19 protein-coding genes are annotated in these 20,003 nt (G+C 25.3%); 7 read left to right on the top strand and 12 right to left on the bottom strand.

Annotation, left to right across the window (positions count from 1 at the left end):
* Positions 1–48: 48 nt before the first annotated feature.
* The gene (locus CKV87_RS09345; protein ID WP_041645002.1) at positions 49–729 is read left to right on the top strand and encodes a response regulator transcription factor; all 681 of its coding nucleotides are present in this window, start codon (positions 49–51) and stop codon (positions 727–729) included.
* A gap of 23 nt (positions 730–752) precedes the next feature.
* On the opposite strand, the gene CKV87_RS11740 is transcribed toward CKV87_RS09345, so the two are convergent.
* The 6 genes from CKV87_RS11740 to CKV87_RS09320 all read right to left on the bottom strand — a co-directional run bounded on the left by CKV87_RS11740 (position 753) and on the right by CKV87_RS09320 (position 6,844).
* Entirely contained in the window at positions 753–893 is a 141-nt protein-coding gene (locus CKV87_RS11740; protein WP_012147813.1) for a hypothetical protein, read from the bottom strand.
* 33 nt (positions 894–926) lie between these two features.
* Positions 927–1,145 (bottom strand): cold-shock protein, encoded by a 219-nt coding sequence (locus tag CKV87_RS09340; protein ID WP_004511244.1) that lies wholly within the window; start codon positions 1,143–1,145, stop codon positions 927–929.
* A 206-nt stretch (positions 1,146–1,351) separates the two neighbouring features.
* On the bottom strand, positions 1,352–2,509 hold the full coding sequence (locus tag CKV87_RS09335) for a TolC family protein (RefSeq protein ID WP_012147812.1): 1,158 nt from the start codon (positions 2,507–2,509) through the stop codon (positions 1,352–1,354).
* On the bottom strand, positions 2,509–3,207 hold the full coding sequence (locus tag CKV87_RS09330) for an efflux RND transporter periplasmic adaptor subunit (RefSeq protein WP_012147811.1): 699 nt from the start codon (positions 3,205–3,207) through the stop codon (positions 2,509–2,511). Before CKV87_RS09330 ends, CKV87_RS09335 begins: the two co-directional genes overlap by 1 nt.
* Positions 3,208–3,209: 2 nt before the next feature.
* A complete protein-coding gene (locus CKV87_RS09325; protein WP_012147810.1) occupies positions 3,210–6,290 on the bottom strand; it encodes an efflux RND transporter permease subunit in 3,081 nt (1,026 codons plus the stop codon).
* On the bottom strand, positions 6,290–6,844 hold the full coding sequence (locus CKV87_RS09320) for a hypothetical protein (RefSeq protein WP_012147809.1): 555 nt from the start codon (positions 6,842–6,844) through the stop codon (positions 6,290–6,292). The genes CKV87_RS09325 and CKV87_RS09320 overlap by 1 nt, the downstream gene beginning before the upstream one ends.
* 212 nt (positions 6,845–7,056) lie before the next feature.
* Between CKV87_RS09320 and CKV87_RS09315 the strand changes: the two genes are divergently transcribed.
* The 6 genes from CKV87_RS09315 to CKV87_RS09290 all read left to right on the top strand — a co-directional run bounded on the left by CKV87_RS09315 (position 7,057) and on the right by CKV87_RS09290 (position 14,295).
* On the top strand, positions 7,057–9,183 hold the full coding sequence (locus CKV87_RS09315; protein WP_012147808.1) for a TonB-dependent siderophore receptor: 2,127 nt from the start codon (positions 7,057–7,059) through the stop codon (positions 9,181–9,183).
* 114 nt (positions 9,184–9,297) lie between these two features.
* Positions 9,298–9,639 carry an ArsR/SmtB family transcription factor gene (locus tag CKV87_RS09310; protein WP_012147807.1) on the top strand — a complete coding sequence of 114 codons (342 nt, stop codon included), beginning with the start codon at positions 9,298–9,300 and terminating at the stop codon, positions 9,637–9,639.
* A gap of 4 nt (positions 9,640–9,643) precedes the next feature.
* Positions 9,644–11,767: a heavy metal translocating P-type ATPase gene (locus tag CKV87_RS09305; RefSeq protein ID WP_012147806.1), complete on the top strand. Its 2,124-nt coding sequence runs from the start codon at positions 9,644–9,646 to the stop codon at positions 11,765–11,767.
* A 128-nt stretch (positions 11,768–11,895) separates the two neighbouring features.
* Positions 11,896–12,201 (top strand): hypothetical protein, encoded by a 306-nt coding sequence (locus CKV87_RS09300; protein WP_004511235.1) that lies wholly within the window; start codon positions 11,896–11,898, stop codon positions 12,199–12,201.
* A gap of 8 nt (positions 12,202–12,209) precedes the next feature.
* Positions 12,210–13,793 carry a PepSY-associated TM helix domain-containing protein gene (locus CKV87_RS09295; RefSeq protein WP_012147805.1) on the top strand — a complete coding sequence of 528 codons (1,584 nt, stop codon included), beginning with the start codon at positions 12,210–12,212 and terminating at the stop codon, positions 13,791–13,793.
* Positions 13,794–13,803: 10 nt separating this feature from the next.
* Positions 13,804–14,295 carry a hypothetical protein gene (locus CKV87_RS09290; RefSeq protein WP_012147804.1) on the top strand — a complete coding sequence of 164 codons (492 nt, stop codon included), beginning with the start codon at positions 13,804–13,806 and terminating at the stop codon, positions 14,293–14,295.
* Positions 14,296–14,315: 20 nt separating this feature from the next.
* On the opposite strand, the gene CKV87_RS09285 is transcribed toward CKV87_RS09290, so the two are convergent.
* Genes CKV87_RS09285 through CKV87_RS09260 form a run of 6 tightly spaced genes read right to left on the bottom strand, consistent with a single transcriptional unit; the run spans position 14,316 to position 19,917 of the window.
* Positions 14,316–14,618 (bottom strand): hypothetical protein, encoded by a 303-nt coding sequence (locus tag CKV87_RS09285; RefSeq protein ID WP_012147803.1) that lies wholly within the window; start codon positions 14,616–14,618, stop codon positions 14,316–14,318.
* A gap of 43 nt (positions 14,619–14,661) precedes the next feature.
* Complete coding sequence (feoB, locus tag CKV87_RS09280; RefSeq protein ID WP_012147802.1) at positions 14,662–17,118, bottom strand: ferrous iron transport protein B; 2,457 nt, start codon at positions 17,116–17,118, stop codon at positions 14,662–14,664.
* On the bottom strand, positions 17,115–17,339 hold the full coding sequence (locus CKV87_RS09275) for a FeoA family protein (protein ID WP_004511231.1): 225 nt from the start codon (positions 17,337–17,339) through the stop codon (positions 17,115–17,117). The genes feoB and CKV87_RS09275 overlap by 4 nt, the downstream gene beginning before the upstream one ends.
* Before the next feature lie 13 nt (positions 17,340–17,352).
* Positions 17,353–18,966 (bottom strand): DUF4857 domain-containing protein, encoded by a 1,614-nt coding sequence (locus CKV87_RS09270; RefSeq protein ID WP_012147801.1) that lies wholly within the window; start codon positions 18,964–18,966, stop codon positions 17,353–17,355.
* Positions 18,966–19,808: an ABC transporter ATP-binding protein gene (locus tag CKV87_RS09265; protein ID WP_012147800.1), complete on the bottom strand. Its 843-nt coding sequence runs from the start codon at positions 19,806–19,808 to the stop codon at positions 18,966–18,968. The genes CKV87_RS09270 and CKV87_RS09265 overlap by 1 nt, the downstream gene beginning before the upstream one ends.
* Entirely contained in the window at positions 19,798–19,917 is a 120-nt protein-coding gene (locus CKV87_RS09260) for a hypothetical protein (RefSeq protein WP_004511228.1), read from the bottom strand. Before CKV87_RS09260 ends, CKV87_RS09265 begins: the two co-directional genes overlap by 11 nt.
* Positions 19,918–20,003 lie beyond the last annotated feature (86 nt).

The raw sequence follows: 20,003 nt of genomic DNA, 5'->3' as shown, positions 1-20,003 counted from the left end.
ATAATATTAATTATCATAATTTATGATTATTTTTTGTATAATTGCGCCATGAGTAGAAATGAATTTAAAAATATAAAAGTATTATTCGTAGAAGATGAAGAAAATATCAGAATAAATGCTGTAACTTATCTTAGAAGATTATTTGAAGAAGTATATGAAGCAAAAGATGCTAATGAAGCTTTTGAAATAATTGATAATAAAAAACCACATATTATAATAACAGATATAAATATGCCTAAAACTAATGGTTTAGAGATGATAAGGAAAATTAGAAAAAATGATCTTTATACTAAAATCATAGTTTTAAGTGCATATACTAAAACAGAGTATTTATTAGAAGCTATTGAATTAAGACTTGAAAAATATTTAGTAAAACCTATTCGTCATGAAACAATATTTCCTATTTTAAGCGATTGCGTAAATAAAATAAAAAATAGCAAAAATATAAAATATTTTTCAAAAGATTGTTATTTTGACCTTTCAAATAAAATTTTATATAAAAATGAAAATATCGAAAAATTATCAATAAAAGAAGTTGATTTATTATCTCTTCTTTGCGAAAATAGCGATAGATTAGTCGATTATGATACTATACAATCTATTGTTTGGAATGATGATTTTATGAGCGAAGGGGCTTTAAGAACAGTAGCAAGAAAACTAAGAAAAAAACTTCCAAAAGATTGCTTATATAATTTTTCAAAGATTGGCTATAAAATTACTACTGTTTAATTATCTTTTATTAGATAAAATAACTATTTGCTGCTTAAATATTCTTTTGCAACTTTGATACATAATCCAGATTTTGAACTTGCATCTATTAGACTTTCACCATCGTTTAAAAGTCTTAGTAAAATTACTTGTTTTGCTTTTATACTAACATTTGTTATTGACATTTTTCTCCTTTACAATTTATTTTATTTTTTATATTAGATAGCTCTAACATTTTTTGCTTGAGGACCTTTATCGTTTTTACCGATTTCAAAAGATACTTTTTGACCATCATTTAATGTAGCTCTTCCGTAATTTGATGAATTAATTTCACTATGGTGAACAAAAAACTCTTGATCTTCATTTTCTAATTGGATAAATCCAAAACCTTTTTCACTGTTGAACCATTTTACTGTTCCGATATTTTGATTTGCCATTTGCAATTCCTTATTGTTTGATGTTGCTTCATATGTGAAGCTATATATAAAGTGTAATATGGAGTTTTATTTTTATTAGGTGTTAGTATTAATTTGTGAGTATCAATAAAAGCAAACTAAAGATGTGATTAAACTCTAAATCATCTTTAATGCGCCGATTGTATCTGAAAAAATAAATAAAAGCAAATTTTAAAAAAATTATTAGATTAAATTGTTTGAAAATATATGTATAAAAGCTCTTTTTTGATATTTAATTTATATTTTTCAATATCTAATTTTCTTATTTCTTTCGAGTTTTTCAGCGTTTGAACATCTTCATCTGCTTTAAATCCGGCATTAAACTCTTCTTGATTTAATTCTAAAAGTTCTTCATAAAGTTTTATGTCATTTAATGCAAGATTTATTCTATTTTCGAATTGTTTTATTGTTTCAATTGAACTATCATAAACTTTTTCTAGTTCAATTGATGTTAATTCTTCTTTTTTTCTATTTTGTAAATATACTAGTTTTGAATATTCTATGTCATTTGAAAAGGTATAATTTAAAGGCATAGTTATACTTGCACCATAATTATAATAATCTTGCGATTTTTTTGTAGTAGAATCTTGATATCCAACTGCTCCAGTTAGGTTTAAAGCTGGAAGATATTTGCTTTTAGTTTTTTTGTATTCATTTTGGCTTACTTGCGATTCTAAATTTGCATATAGTTTTTTTGTAGATTTTTCTAAAAATATATCTTTTGAAATCAAATATATTGAAGGAATACTTAAATTATTTAATTCGTAAGAAGTTAGTTTTTTTATATCATTTTCATAAATAACTTTATTGAGTTTTAGATTCATTTTTGAATCTTCTAATAAGTTTTTTTTCATAATAGCATCGTTTAAATCACTAATATCACTTTGACCATTTCTATATTGAGATTTTTTTATATCAACTTCTATTTCACTATTTTTTATATTCAAGTCATTTTGTAAAATATTTATATCATTTATTTTTAAATCAATAAAGTTTTTATACAAAGTATTTAAATCTTCAAAATTTTCCATTTTTATTTTTAAAGCTTCTTGTTTAAATAAATTATTTGCATAATCAATTTGAGAAGAAATACCACCAAAGTCAAGTATCTTTTGATTTAAATTTAAAGAATAATCTTTTGTTTTTATATTTTCATCATCTTTACTTTGACTAAGTGATATATTCAAATCATTTAACCATTCATATTTATTTACCTCTTTTTTTTCTTCTATGCTTTTTGTTTCTAAATCTCTTATTTCATTTTTTAAAGGCATTAAAACTTCATTTGATTTTTCATTTGCAAAAAGTAAAGAAGAGAATAAAAAACAATATAAAAATTTTTTCATTATTTGAACTCCACAGTTATACTTTTACCAAACTCTTTTGAATCAATTTCTAGTTCTAATTTATATGCAGAAATAAAAGTTTTATCAGGAGTAATATCAAGCTTTTTTATTTTTACATCTGATTTTTTACCATCTAAATAAATCTCTTTTGATTTTATATCTTTATAATCTTCACTATTTAGATAAATAACTAGTTTTGCTTTACTTATATCATATGCAGTTGCGATTTTAGTTCCTACATTTACATAATCATATTTATTAACAACAAACTCTTTTAGATATAAGTTGTCTAAGGCAATCTCTTTTTTGCTTAGAGTATTTTTTGTATTTGCTATTGAAATTTCTAAATCTTTTATACTATTTTTTAATTCAATAATTTCCATATATTTTTCATCTTTTTCAAAATCACTTTTACCTTTTATAGTTTTAAATTTATTGTAATAATCTTGTAAAATTGAGAGTTTTTCATTTAAAAGTTTTAATTGAGTTTGATAAAGGCTAAGATTTTCTTTATCTAAAACATTATCAATTTTTACGATAACACCATTTATAATATTCATCTCTTTATTTTTATCAAGATATGTTATTTCTCCACTTGCATTTGCATAGATACTAAATTCATCTTTTGGTTCAATTTTTGCTATATATGAGTTAGCAAATAAAAATATTGGAAATAGTAAAAAAATATATTTTGTCATTTTTAATCCTTGATTTTATATAAAGTTGCAAAAAGAGCAGGGACATAAACTAAATTTAAAACTGTTCCCCATAAAATCCCAAATCCTAAAGAAACGGCTATTGGTTGAAGCATTATAGATTCTCCTGTTGGAAAAAATATTAAAGTAAATAAACCTAACATTGTTGTAATAGAAGTTATTAAAATAGGGCGAACTCTTAATTTTGCATTTTCAAAAAACTCTTTTTTTGTTCTTGTATGATGTAAAAAATTAAGCATAATAATTCCATCATTTATAACAACACCAGCAAGTCCTAGCATACCAATCATTGATTGTGAATTTAGATTTATTCCCATTATAAAGTGACCAATAATTGGTCCTAAAATTGTAAAAGGAATAACAGACAAAATCACAAAAGTACTTTTAAAAGAGGGGAAGATTATAAGTAAAGTTATAAATATTAAAAATATTGAAACTAAAAAAGCTTTGATAATGTCTAAAGCCAATTTATCGCTTTTTTCTTTTTCTCCTCCAAAATTTATTTGAATACCAGATTTTTTTATATCTTCTATAGTGCCTTCAAGTTTTTCTAAAACTTCAGTTGCATTTACAATATCATTTTGAACATTTGCCATAACTTTTTTATAAATTTGTCCATTGATTTTTTGCATTTCGTTGAAATTTCTTTCAATTTTGAAATCTACAACTTCTTTTAATTGAACAAATTGGTTATTTTCAAGTGGAATATAAAAGTTTTTTAACTCTTTTATACTATCTTTATTTATTGATTTTGTTATTATTTTGATAATTCCATCTTCATTGAAAGTATTTGCTTGTTCTCTTTCTAAAAAGAAACTACTAATAGCTTTTGCTATATCACTATCTGTAAGTCCTAATTGTCTTCCATAAGCATTTACTATATATTTGTATTCACTTTGTCCTAAAATAGTATTATCAGATATATCTTTTACTCCATTTATATTTTTTAGTTTTTCTTTTAATTTTTCAATATTCTGAACTAATAATGAAGTATCATAAGAATTCAATAAAATCTCAATATCTGTTGAATCAATACCCATTTTTTGAGAGATTATATTATAGTCAACGGCATTGTCTTCTTTTAATAAAGGATTGATTAAATCTCTAATCATATTCATAGCATCATTAGAGCTAATAAGTCTTACTTTATCTGATCTTTCAAAATCAAAACTAAAGTTTAAAATAGGATTTATATAGTTTTCTACAAAATTTTCTTCTCTAAACTCTTCAAGTTCCACTGAAAGAATAAAAGCATTTTCTATCTCTTCTTCATTATCTGCAATATCAACATATAATCCAATTGTTGTTGTTATATTTTTTATATAGAGTTCTTTTGCATTATCTAAAAGAGCTTTTTCATATTTTTTTGCAATATTATCGGTTATTTCAATAGGAATAGAGTTCTCAAGTTTAACTGCAATTTCAATATTACTTGAATCAATATCTGGAAAAAGTTGAAATCTACTAGTTTTTATAAGAATAATTGAAATTATGGGAATAGTTATAAAAAATATAACTAAGAAGCTTCTTTTATGTTCTATTACTTTGTGTAAAATATTTTCATAAAAGTTATATACTTTTGTCCAATCTAATTGTTTTTCATTTACCTTTAAAATATGTTTTGCATGAAGTGGTAAAAATAAAAATGATTCAATAATTGATGAAACTATCAAACAAGTAATAACAATAGGAATTAACTTAATAAAAAGTCCCATTTCTCCACTAACAAATAACATAGATATAAAAGCAAAAACAGTTGTAATTCCAGCTATTATAACTGGACCTATCATCTGTTTTGTTCCTTTTAAAATAGCTTTGTCAAGTTCATAACCTTCATCAATATGTCTTTGGATATTTTCACTTACGATAATTGCATCATCAACTACAATTCCAAGAGCTATTAACATAGCCATCATTGAAACCATATTTAGACTATATCCCATCATTTCTAAAAATAGTAATCCAATAATAAATGAAAAAGGAATACCTAAAATAATAACAAATGATAATCTAGGACTAATCAAAATATACATAGCAAATCCAACTAAGATTAATCCTAAAGTTATATTTGCCAAAATCGTATTTAATCTTTCATTGATTAATTTAGAATTGTCTCTTGAAACAACTAAAGTAATATCTTCATAAGAAGCTTCAGTACTTTTAAGTAACTCTTTTATCTCTTTTGTTAGTTTGATACTATCGCCATTTTTATTTTTATATACTCTTAGAGTTAAAGTATTTTCTCCATTAAGTCGAGAAATAGTCTCTTTTTTAGGATATCCAATAGTTATGTTTGCAATATCATTTAGATAAATCTTTTTTCCATCTATTTTTAAAATACTATTTTCCCAAAATTTCGAGTCAAATTTATTGTTAGCAGCACTTAAATATACATGATCGCCAACTTGTTCTATATTTCCAACAGGATAGATATAAGATAATTGTGATATTGCATCAATAACGCTAGAACTATTTAATCCATACATATTTATTTTTTTATTATCTAAAGCTAACTCTATTTGTAAATCTGCATCTCCAAAATTTCGTACTTTGTTTATATTTTTAATTTGCATTAAAGAGTTTTTCAAATTATCTGCAATTTTTAATAACTCTCTTTGATTATATTTTGAAGAAGATAAAGCAATAGATAATAATGACCACTCTTCATCCATAATTCTTACATTTGGTTCTTCCATATCCGAAGGAAAATATCTTTTTGCAAGGCTTACTGCATCTTTTACTTCATTTAATTTTATAGTTTTATCAACTCCATCTTGAAGTTCAATATTGATTGAAAAAAATCCTGAATAAATATATGAAGTGATTTTCCCAAGTCCTGAAATAGAGTTTAGTTGATTTTCTATTTCACTTACTGCAAAGTTATTTAAACTTTCTGCACTAGCTCCTGAGTAACTTCCTTCTATATCAAGTTTTTCAAGTTGAGTTGTAGGAAAAACTTCTTTAGGGATATTTATATATGAAAAAATTCCTAAAATGAGGAAAAAAACTAAAATAGTATGATTAAGTTGAGAATTTTTATAAAAATAGTCTATTAGTTTGTACATTAAAGACCTTGTTTTATAGATAAACTTTTTAATATTTTTTCATTTATTTCATTATTTGAAAAATTAAATCTAAATATTGACTCTTTGATATGAGAATATATATTTTCTTTTTTTATACCTCTAAACTTCTTCAAACGGTTATTTATAAACTCTTGTAATCCAAGAGTTGAGGTATAAAAGCCTACAACTGTGAAATTTTGTGTATGTTTATTGTAAAGGATTCTAATTGCATTTGATTTTGAATTATTTATCAGAGATTTTTTTATTTCATTTTTTATAAAGATTTTTAAATTTGCTAATAATTTTGAATGTTCTTCTATTAAATAAATTGAATTTTTGTTTATAATATAAAAAAAATACTCATTTCTAAATTTTATATATTCTACTTGAAATGTATTTCCTTTTAAAATAAATAAATCATTTATGATTGATTCTCTAAATATTTTGTAATAGTAATTTACAGTTGGTCTACTCAAATTGAGTATTTTTGATGTTTCACTTGCTGTAAAATCTTTACTAAAATATTCACATATTTCTTTTAATTTTAATTTCATAATATATTCTCTTTTTATTTTTTCACTAAGATTGATTAAATTTTGATGGTATTCTAATATAAAAAAATGTCCAAAAAGTGGCTCCTTTGAGAAAAGTATTTATCATGATTGAACTTTTTTGCAGAAAAACTTAAGTGACAATAAGAAATAATTCCAAAACAATACATGAGACTAGTTATTGTAATCATAATAAATAGATAAAAGGAAAACAAATGAATAAAAAAGGAAAAATGATATCAATGTCATTTTGTGTGTCGATGGTTTTGGGAAGCCAACTTTTTGCAGCACAAAATAGTCAAAACACAACAGTACTTGAAGAGATAAAAGTTTCAGAGAATAATTTGATTTTGAATAGTGTAACAGAAGAAACAGGTTCATATACAACAGGAGCTACAAGTACAGCCACAAAATTGGATTTATCTTTAAGAGAAACTCCTCAATCTGTTTTAGTTTTTACTAGACAAAGATTAGAAGATCAAAATATAACTTCTTATCAAGAATTATTATCTAAAACGCCAGGTGTTACTCTAAATAAGTGGGATGAAAGAGTATATCCAACAGCTAGAGGATTTACTATTGATTATAATTTATATGATGGAATGCCTACTTATTCAATTGCTGATTATGGTGCAAATGATACTGATTTAATCATTTTTGATAGAGTTGAAATTGTAAAAGGTGCAAATGGACTTATGACAGGTGCTGGAAATCCTGCTTTAGGTTTAAACTATATTAGAAAGCATGCTAATTCAAAAGAATTTAAAGGAACTATTGATTTAAGCGCAGGTTCTTGGGATAATTATACGTCTTCAGCAGATGTTCAAACTCCACTAAATACTGATGGAAGTGTAAGAGCTAGATTTGTAGCAAAACATCAAGATAAAAAATCATATATGGATAATTATGAAAAACAAACAGATGTTTTTTATGGTGTAGTTGATATGGATTTAACAGATACTACATATTTATCTTTTGGTGCTAGTTATGAAAATATTCAAAGAGATGGAGTAAGATGGGGAGGATTGCCAGCATTTTATACTGATGGTTCAAGAACTAATTTTAGTCGTTCTAAAACAGTTTCAGATGATTGGACTTATTGGGATAATAAAACTACAAGTTATTTTGCAGATTTAAAACAGTATATATATGATGATATTTCAATTAATGCGTCTTATTCAAATAGAACAATGGATTCAAAAACAGCAATAGCATATTATTTTGGAACAGTTAATAAAGTGACTAATAATGCAGATGGATTTTTGTATGATTATGTAAGTGATGCAAAAGAAGAAGAAAATAATCTAAATTTGTATGCCTCAATTCCTTTTGAATTAGCAAAACTTGACCATGAGATAATTACTGGATTTGGATATAACAAATATGATTTTAAAAAGAATAATTTTGCTGGGACTGGTTATATTAGTGCTTCCTCTTTAAATTTTAGTAATATAAATATTGATAATCCGCAATTAAGTGCAAATACTCCTACTTTAGAATTACCAAGTAAAACTATACAAAAAGGTTATTATTTGGCAGGAAGATTTTCTTTAATGGAAGATTTAAAACTTATCTCTGGTATTAGAGTTTCATCTTGGGAATATCAAGCTAAAAATGGAAATGGGAATAGAGAATTTGACGATGAAATTACTCCTTATGCTGGTTTAGTTTACGATATAGATAAAAATTACTCTATTTATGTGAGTTATACGAGTATATTTAAACCAACAGATAGACAAGATAAAGATAATAATTATTTAGACCCAGCAGAAGGGAAAAGCTATGAAACGGGAATTAAAGGGGAATATTTTGATGGACGTTTAAATACTTCTTTATCTATATTTAGAATTGAGCAAACAGGTTTTGAAGATACTGGAATACCAATTGCTAGCAATCCTTTAAAAAATGCCTTTGAAAGAATTGACGGCGTTGTAAGTAAAGGTTTTGAATTGGGAGTACAAGGAAATCTTACAGATGATTTTAGTTTAGATTTTGGATTAGCAAACTTTGAAGCAGAAAATCCTGATGGAAGTAAATTTAATACAGATTCTTCAAGAACAACAGCAAATTTATGGGCTAAATATACTATTAGTAATTATAGATTTGGTGCAGGATTGAACTATAAAAGTAAAGTTTATACAGGAAGTGGTGCAACTAAAATCACACAAGATGCATTTATCACTACTGATTTAATGGCTGGATATAAAATAAATAAAAGTTTAGATTTACAGTTAAATATAAACAATGTTTTTGATGAAAAATATTATGAAGGTATTGGAGTTAACTCTATGCTTTATGGTGACCCTCGAAACTTTACTCTTGGTATGAAATATACTTTCTAAAATTAAGGATAAAAGAGATTAAAAACTTTTTTATCTTCAAATAAAATATAAACTAAAATTAATTCTTTTTAATATATGATTATATGTTCATATGTTTATATAAAAAGGAATAATATGATTGTAAATTGCTGTGAACACTCAAAAGAAGTAGAAAATGTAAGAAAAGCTTTAGCTAGTGATGAAACTTTATATGACGTAGCAGAGCTTTTTAAAGCTTTTGCTGATACTACTAGAATAAAAATAATTGCTATTTTAAAAGAAGAAACTTTATGTGTTGGAGCAATAAGTGAAATTTTAAATATCAGTCAATCTGCGATTTCTCACCAACTAAAAGCACTAAAAAATGCAAAAATTGTAAAGTCAAAAAGAGAAGGTAAATGGATATATTATTCACTTGATGATGAACATATAAAAAGGATTTTTGATATGGGATTTGAGCATATAACAAAAGGATAATTTTATGAAAAAGGTCAAATTACAAAATTTAGATTGTGCATCTTGTGCTTTAAAGATTGAAAAATCTTTAGCTAATATGGAAGAGTTATCAAATGTAAAATTAAATTTTTCTACTTCAACTCTCACTTTTGAGCAAAATACAAAAAAAGATATTTTAGACAAAATAGAAAAAGAGATTCAAAAGATAGAAAAAGATGTAATTATTTTAAAAGATCAGATAAAAACTCAAAAAACATTTTGGCAAAATTTAGATAAAAAACTTTTAATTATCACTTTGATTTCTTTTTTTCTAACTTATATTTCTTACAACTATATAGAAAACAATTATTTAAAATTTACAGTTTATTTAGTAGCATATTTATTAGTTGGTTTTGATGTTTTATTTAAAGCTTTTAAAAATTTAACAAATGCTAGATTTTTTGATGAAAATTTTTTGATGTCAATTGCTACTATTGGAGCTTTTGTTTTGGGAGATTTTGTTGAAGGTATTGCTGTTATGGTATTTTATCAAATTGGTGAAATGTTCCAAAAAGTTGCAGTTAATAATTCAAGAGATAGTATAAACTCACTTTTAGATATAAAACCAGAATATGCAAATGTAAAAGAGGGTGAAAATGTTATACAAAAAGCTCCTGAAGATGTAAAAATAGGGGATATTATTTTAGTAAAAGCTGGTGAAAAAGTTCCTGTTGATGGAATTTTGCAAAGTAATGATTGTTCTTTTGATACTAGTGCAATTACAGGTGAATTTAAACCAAAAACGATAAAAGAGAATGAAGAAGTTTTAAGTGGATTTATAAATATTTCAATAGCTTCTTATGTAAAAGTAACTTCTTTATATAAAGATTCAACTATTGCAAAAATTATAGAACTTATTGAAAATGCAAGTTCAAAAAAAGCAAACGCAGAAAAATTTATAACAAAATTTGCATCAGTTTATACTCCAATTGTTATAGCTTTAGCTTTAATTTTAGCATTTATTCCTCCTTTATTTATCGAAGGTGCGATTTATTCTGATTGGATTGAAAGAGCATTAGTATTTTTGGTTATTTCTTGCCCTTGTGCTTTAGTTGTTTCTATTCCTTTATCATTTTTTAGTGCAATTGGTGCTGTTTCAAAAAAAGGTGTATTAGTAAAAGGTGCAAACTATATAGAAAAATTAACAGAGATTCAAGAAATTATTTTTGATAAAACTGGAACTTTAACAAAAGGAGTTTTTCAAGTTACAAGAGTAGAGAGTTTTAATTTAGATGAAAATAAACTTTTAGAATATGCTGCTTTAGTAGAAAGTTTTTCAACACATCCAATAGCAAAGGCAATAGTAAACGCTTATGATAAAGAGTTAAATTTAAAAGAAGTAAGTTCTTGTGAAGAGTTAAGTGGATTGGGAATAAAAGCAAAGATAAAAAATAAAGATATTTTAGTTGGAAATGAAAGACTACTTAAACAGTTTGGTGTAGAAGTAAGAAAAGAGATAAAAGAAGAATTAAATATCGTTTATATTGCTATTGATTCTAAATTTGAAGGATTTATTGTTGTAAGTGATATTATAAAAAATGAAGCAAAAGATTTTATAAATGAACTTAAAAAATTAAATATTTCTAAAACTTATATGCTAACAGGTGATAAAAAAGAAGTTGCTTTAAAAGTAGCAGATGATTTACAAATTGATGAGGTAAAATATGAACTTCTACCTCAAGACAAACTAAAAAGTTATGAAGAGATAAAAAACAAAACAGGAAAGATTACAGCTTTTGTAGGTGATGGAATAAATGATGCTCCAACTTTGGCAAATTCTGATGTAGGTTTTGCTATGGGAAAAGTTGGTAGTGATTTAGCTATAAAATCAGCAGATATTGTAGTTTTAAATGATAATTTAAATTCAATAAGTGATGCTATAAAAATTGCTAAAAAAACAAAAACTATTGTGTATCAAAATATCATTTTTATTATGTTTATAAAAGTTATATTTTTAGTTTTAGGTGCAGATGCAATTATTGGTATGAAAGAAGCGATTTTTGCGGATATGGGAGTTGCATTAATAGCGATATTTAACTCGATGAGAATTTTAAAAACAATAGAAGAAAAACCTAAAAAAGACTCTTTTTGTTCATATAAAAAAAGCTAATTCTTAGCTTTTTTTGTCTCTTATTTATCATGATTGAACTTTTAAGCAGAATTGTTTAAGCTAAATATGGAAATAATTACGATTTTATGAAATTAATTATCATAATATCTTTTCTTATAAGGAGAATAATGAAAGAGTTAATAAAATCTTTAAGTGTTCCCGAAGCAAGCGGGAAAAAGATCGGACTTTTTAGGACGCTCTGTGCTATATTTGGTGGATTAATAGTTGCATATTTAGGTATGACTTTACTTATTTATATGATTCCTGGAAAACCTGGAGAATCTATTGTTGTACCACTACTTTTTAATACTATGGCTTGGGCGATAGTTGCTTTATGGATTAGTTTAGCATATAGTAAATTAAGCGCAATATTAAGAGTGATTATTCCAACTTTGATATTTTCAATTTTAATTGCAATTTTATATAATATTTAAGGTAAGAGATGAATCAAGAAATAACGCAACAAGAAAAAAAGAAATTATTTAATCAAAGACTTCAAAGAGTTCATGTTACAACAGGAATAAGTTTTTCACTTCTTATGTATGTAGCAGTATTTTTTGGAATTTTTGCAATTTTACTTCCTTATATTCAAGTATGGGAAAAACCATCAAGACATTTTAAAGTAGCTGAACCTACAACTATAAACTATGGTGCAATGGTAGATCCAGTTTTAGCAGATCCTGAATATCCAAAAATAAATCCAATTTCTATCATTTTTCCAGGATATATGGAAGATCCAGCTCTTAGAATATCAACAGACTTTGTAGAAACAAAAGTATTTAATCCAAATACAAGTTTAGAAGTTAAAAATGAAGGTGATTTATCACGACTTGCAAGTTTTTTAAATCATATGCATTATGGAAGACCATTTAAAGATTTTGGATATTTTTTATTTGGTTTTATGGCTGTGGGAGTTATGTTTTTAGTTATTGGTGGAGTTATATTAATACTAAAAATAAAGTATAAAAATAGTACAGGCACAAAAACAGGAGTATTTTCAAAATGGCATAGGAAAATATTTACTTGGGTATTTCCTCCTTTTATAATTATTACATTAACAGGCGCTTTTATGAACATAGGTTATGATGGTTCTGCTCCTATGACTTATCTTGCTTCTAAAGGTGAAACTCATGAAATATGGAAATTAACAGGACCTGTTTTATATCCAGATGAACCAAGAATTGAAAAGAAAAATGATATTGTAGCTATGCTTCCAATGAATGAATTGTTAAAAAAAGCAAAAGAAATTGCTCCTGAAATTGATTTTCAAAGAGTAAAAATTATAAATTGGTATGATAGTAGTGCAATTGCAAAGTTTGAAGGTTATAATCCATATATGCCATTTCTAAATGGTATTTCGAATAAACCAAGTGTTACTTTAAGTGGAGTTGATGGAACTCTTATATCACAACAAAAAGTTATGGATAAACATTGGAGTGGATTATTTTATGATAGTGTTTTTTTCTTACATTTTTTGTTTGGAGTTGATACTTTTACAAGATTATTTATAGCTACTTTAATGACAGTTTCTACTTTTGCAATAGGATTTGGAGTATTACTTTGGCTTGAAAAAAGAGCTAGAAAATTTCCTTTAGATATTCCAGTTTATCAAGGCTTTGGAAAACTTTCTCTTGCAGTTATGATTGGTGTTATTCCTGCAACTGGATTATTATTTTTTTTACAATGGATACTTCCTTTTGATATGGAAAATAGAGTTTTAATTCAAAAAGGTTTATTTGCTGTTCTTTGGATAGGAACTTTGACTTGGGCATTTTATAGGTTAGATTCATATAAAACAGCAAAAGAGTTTTTATATCTTGGTGGAATATTATTTATTTTAAGTCCAATTGTTCATTTTATAAATAGTGGTTTTTCTCCTATTAGACTGATAAATGAACAAATGTATGTAATTTTAAGTGTTGATATTGGTTTATTTATATTTGGAGTTATTTTACTTTTTGTTGCAAAAAAACTTCCAACACAAAGAGAAAAAATCCAAGCTTTTTGGACTAAAGAAAGAAATTAAAAAAGGAAAAATGATGAAAAAGATATTTGTTTTTATGTTTTTAAGTGTTAGCTTATTTGCACATAATTTGATAATGAATGTAATAGATAATAAAGATAATACAATAACAGTAATTGGAGAATTTAGTACAGGAGAAGATGCAGCAGGAGCATTAGTAAGAGTAGAATCTTTAATAAGTGGAGATGTGTTGTATAAAGAGAGACTACCAGAAGCAAGTGAACTTACTATTACTATTCCAAAAGAGCCATATCAAGTAGTTCTTGATGGAGGACCAGGACATACAATAGTAAAAGAAGGAATAGCTCCATTAGAAGGGTTTAAAGAAGAATTAAAAAGTAAGAATGATTCGACAAAGAAATTATCAGTAGCACAAAATGCAAATAATGAATGGGATTTAATAACAATAGTATTTTTTGTATTGTGTTTAATATTATTTGCAATGGCTATTTATTTTAGTAATAAAAATACAAACAAAATCTTACAACAGCTAAAAGAGAATTGATTTCCTCTTTTAGTTATTATTTATTGAGTTATATCTTTACTTTTGATATAAACTTCGTGTCCTTCTCCAGCATCTAAAATAGCTCTAAAATCACCATTTGGCTTTTTGAAAGTTACTTCACTGTTTTCATTCATTTTTGTTTCAAAAATTTCTTTACCATTTTGTTCAATTATAAAATAAACACCACTAGCACTACTTCCATCACTAAATCCACCTTCACAAGTGATAGTTCCATCTCCATTATCAAAACAATTCATAATTGCTGAATGAGCAAAAGCTGAACTTGCTAGTATAGTAAGAGAAAATACTGTTTTTTTAATCATTTCATATCCTTTTTATTAAATAAATTTTTAAATCCTATTATTATCAAGAGTTTTTTAATCCTCCTTTCCAATTGATAGATTTATTTGGATAAAGTCCAAGAATCAGTGTGATTAATAACACTACGATGTAATAATAAGTCATTGCTTCAAATCCACTCCAAGAGTACATATTTCCTAATGTAAATATTATTGCTGATGATATTATTCCAAGACCTATTGGGAAAAATATTGCAAATAACATCCATTTAAAACTATTTGTTTGCATTTTAACAACTATCATTGTAGCAATACAAGGAGGAGTTAAAAGCATAAAGATAATAATTGCAGTTGCATGAAGTGGAGTATAACCACTATTTTGAGCCATTGCTTCTTCTGCTCTTTGATTATCTGCTTTATTGTTTTCGTATAAACTTCCTAAAGTTGCAACAGCACTTTCCCGTGCAGCAAATGAACTTAAAAATGCTACATTTATTTTCCAATCAAATCCTGCGTATTTTGTCAAAGGTTCGATTGATTTTCCTGCCATTCCAAGAAGAGAAGTTTCAACTTTTTCATTTTTTATCTCTCTTAAAATATTTTTTCTATCATTTGATAGTTTTTTCAAAGCATTATTTACTTTTTTTGCTTCTTCGTCTTTTATTGGTCTTATAAATTTATAAAATAATTCATTTTGTTTAATAAAACTTTCATCAACACTATCAGAAGAATTTATCATTTTCTTAGTTCGATAATTATCATAATAATTTAGAAGTTGTGAAACTTTTTCTTTTGAATTTATATGTTCATAATAAGTTGAATCTTTTATTTGTAAATCAAATTCACTTAAAGCATTATTTGACATATTTTCAAATTTTACTTTTGATTCATCACTAAGACCTGGAAATTGAAGTAGAGCAAAAAGTACAATTGCAACTGCAAGTACGATAGTTACAACTTTTTTAATATATAACCAAACTCTTTGAGATGAACGAATCACAACACCTTTTAAAGTAGGTAAGTGATAAGGTGGCAATTCCATAACAAAAGGAGCAGTTTCTCTATTTTTTAAAACAGTTGTTGTTAAAATTTTTGCAACAATTAAAGCACTAAAAACTGTAATTGTAGAAATATAAAACATCATAATTGCCATATCCGTTCTAAAAAATGCTGCAAGAAGTAGTGTATAAAATGGAACTTTTGCTAAACAGTTCATATAAGGAACTGTTAAAATTGTAGCCATTCTAGCTCTTTCATCAGCAATTCCTTTTGTTGACATAACTCCTGGAACTGCACATCCACCAACCATCGCACCACCAAGAACTAAAGGAAGAGTTGATTGTCCGTGAAGACCAAATTTTCTAAATACTCTATCAAGAATAAATGCCATTCTTGGCATATATCCAACATCTTCCATAATAGCAATTAATGCAAATAAAATAAAAAATATTGGAATATAGTTTAATAAGGCATTTGCACTATTTACCATCCAAATAGCAAAATCAGTAATCATTGGAACATCTGTAAAACTTGCTTCTGGCATAAAATCAATTACTAGATTTTTGAAACTTGCAAGTATTGGCCAAGTATAATCTGTTAGTTTATAACCCATAACAATAGATATTTCATAAACTAAAAACATTAAAGTAAATAAAATCGGTAATGCTAAAAATCTATTTAAAACTATTTTATCAGCTTTATCTGTCAAAGTTTCTTGATTTTTATTTTCATGTTTTACAGTTTTTTGATATATTATTTCTGCACTGTCATATCTGAAAGTTGCAAGGAATGTAACAATATTTTTATCATATCTTGTTTCAAATAAAGAGTTTTGTTTTTCTAAAGTATCTTTAATAGTTGGAAATTCATCGTTTAGATACTTTATGATAGTTTCATCACCTTCTAAAGCTTTTATTGCTAACCATCTTTTTGATAAATTTGAAGTTGAATCTTTGATTTGTTCTTCTATTTCTAAAATAAAACTTTCTAACTCTTCATAATTTATTTTAAACTCTTCAAAATTTGTTTTATTTTCATATAAAGATACAACTGATTTCATTATTTCATCTCCACCAATACCTTTTGCTCCACTTGCTTCTACAACTGGACAATTAAGCATTGATGAGATTTTTTGGCTATCTATTTTTATTTCTCTTCTAGAAGCTACATCCATCATATTTAAAACAACAATAACTGGTAATCCCATTTCTAAAAGTTGAAAAGTTAAGTACAAATTTCTTTTAAGATTTGATGCATCTACAACATTTATTATAATATCTGGTTTTTCGTTTATAATATACTCTTTTGCAACTCTTTCTTCTAGTGAGTAAGAGCTAAAAGAGTAAGTTCCTGGTAAATCAACCATTTGTATTTTGTAATCTTGGTATTTAAAAAAACCTACTTTTTTATCTACTGTAACACCAGGGTAATTTGCTATATGTTGTTCTATTCCACTAACAAGATTAAAAATTGTAGATTTCCCACAGTTTGGTTGTCCTGCTAATACTGTTTTTAAATTCTTCATATCATATTCACTTCTATTAATTTTGCTTCACTTTTTCTCAAAGTTAAATTGTAATTATGTATTTTTAACTCCATTGGATCATATAAAGGTGCTTCTCTTATTACTTCTACAACAGCACCATTTACAAATCCCATATCAAGTAATTTATATAATAGTGCTCCTTTTGCATTAAGTTTTGAGATTTTTACAATAGAGCCTTTTTTTATTTCATTTAATCCCATAAATATTCTCCTTCTAATCTTTAAAGTTAATTTCTTTTATTTTTTTATAATCATCTTTTGAGTAAATAACTGCATAATAGTTTTTTTGATCATCGTATCTAATGAGATAATTTACTGGATCAGCAATAAATTTTAATCTCATTTTTTTATAATCAAACTCTTTCAAATCAAGTCTTATAAACTCAAAATCCCAAGTTAAAAGATAAAAATTGCTATTTTTATCTATTGCATAACCGCTTAAATTTTGTTGTTTATTTTCTGCAATATTTATATAAACAATATCTATATTTTTAGGATATTCAATCTCTTTTATTTGTATATTGTTATTCTCTTTTTTTAGATTGAAAAGTCTATTTTTATTATCTATTATCAAATATCCTAAATCAAAAGGTTTTATATTTGTAGTTTTACCCCAAATATTTTTTACAGGATATGAAAAATCTATTTCTTGTAATTTTTTATTTAACTCTTTAGAATCTTCCTTTAAATGGTCATTGTCAAAATCATAAATTTTTGCACCATCTTTAAAAATACCAAAAAACTCTTCTGGAAATTTAATCATTCCTTCATTAGTTTGAGGATTAAAAAGTGGATAAAGTTCAGTCTCTTGTTTTTTTAGTAATTTATAGTTGTAATCAAATCCTAATTTCGAATCTTTGATTTCATCTTTAGTAAAAACTTTTTCATTTATAGTAACTGGAAGTTTTTTCTGAATATCCAAATCTCTCCAATAAACAAAAGGAAGATATGATTCATACTCTTTTTGTAAAAAAGTTCTATCATCTTTTATCCCATACTCAAATCTATGTTCTCCAAAATTTTTTTGATAAACAAACTCTTCTAAAATATCTGAATAAAAAATGTAGTATTTATAAAACTCTTTTTGATAATTCTCTTTATAATTTAAAAAAGATGAGGATAAAAGAATAAAAGAGATAATAAAAAAGCCAACTTTATAAAATATTTTTAATCTTTGTTGTTTTACGCTATAAAAACTATCAAGTAAAATAAATGGTGAAAAGATTAAAACAGTAAATAGAATAAAAAAATCATTTATAAAAAATTGTTCTTTTACAAATACGAATAAAAATAAAACCGAAATTAAAGCTTTTAAAAATAAAATTTTTTTGTTTTGTTCTAAAATCAAAGCTGAAACTAAAATATAAAAAATTATAGAAATAAGACTAAAAGCTAAAGTATCTTTAAATATTATTTGCACAATTTCTTCTGGATAATAGTGTGCACAAATTGCTAAAATAGATAAAGAGATAAAACTATAATAAAATATGATAAATACTAAACCAATAAAAATATGAGAAAAAACTATTTGAGCCAAATTTAAAGGTAGATGAATAGTTACTTTTACTCTTTTTTGAATAAGTTCTGGCAAAAACTGAAATAAAGCAAATAAACAGCCAAAAATGAGATAATAAAATATTAAATCAAAATATGGTTTTTGTTCTAATTGAACAAATCTATACCACATCATAGATTCAGGTTCGACCGTTGAAAACTCGAAGTTTAACCTAAATGCAAAATATCCTAAAATTATTATTGAAGTTAGAATTGAGAATAATAAAAAGCTTTTTATTTTTAGCCACTCTTTTATAAAAATTGATTGAAACATTAGTATTTCCCTACATATCCCAAAAATTTGTCTTCAAAATCAACTTGTAATTCTTCTAATGAATCAAAATTTTCAAATGTATAAATTTTTTTGTAATTTTTGTGAGATTCAACTCTATGTACATTTTTTAAATCTATTTGTTCATTTTCGTTTAATTTATAACATCTAAAATTTTCTATAAAATTTTTCATACTATTTTTATAAATCTCTTTATCTTTTTGTATGATTGCGATGTCATCAATCAAATCAACTAAATCACTCATAATATGTGAAGTGATAAGTACAGTTTTATTTGTTTCTTTTACATAATCTTTTAAATAATCAATAAATAGCTTTCTGTATCCTGCATCAAGTCCCATCGAATAATCATCAAGAATTAGTAGTTTTGCATCTTGAGCAAATAAAAGTCCTAAAATTACTTGTGATTTTTGCCCAAAAGATAAAGTTGAGAGTTTTTGATTATGATTTAAATTCATAAGATTTATTAACTCATAAAAAACAGGTTTTTTCCAATTTGGATAAAAAGGTGCAAAATATTTTTCTATCTCTTTTATGCTCATAAAATCATAAGTTATAAATCCTTCATATAATAAAGCAATATCTTTTTTTATTTGTGCACTCAAGTTATGAGATGGCTCTCCAAAAATCAAACATTTTCCACTGTTTGGTTTTAAAAAGCCCATTAAAATATTTATTAAAGTAGACTTTCCTACACCATTCTTTCCTAAAAGACCAAAAATAGTGCCTTCTTTTATTTGCAAGTTTAGATTTTCATAAATCCTTTTAGAATTGTATGAATAGGATAAATTTGAGATATCTATTATAATATCACTATTTTTCATTTGATTTACAAGAACCTTTTCCGCAATTGCAACCGTTATTTTTGAAAATTTTTTTGTATAGATAAAAAAGTGCGCCTAAAGTAATAATTGATAATATGATGTTTTCCATAATAATTCCTAAAATTAAAATAAATGTTTGATGATAGCGAAATAAAGCTTTAGTAATAGTAATTATTAATTTTACTATGATTGCTT

The sequence above is a fragment of the Aliarcobacter butzleri genome (genome assembly GCF_900187115.1).
Classification (GTDB): domain Bacteria; phylum Campylobacterota; class Campylobacteria; order Campylobacterales; family Arcobacteraceae; genus Aliarcobacter; species Aliarcobacter butzleri.
The sequence above is the reverse complement of the archived record's forward strand: the minus strand, read 5'-3'. Positions and strand labels throughout refer to the sequence as shown.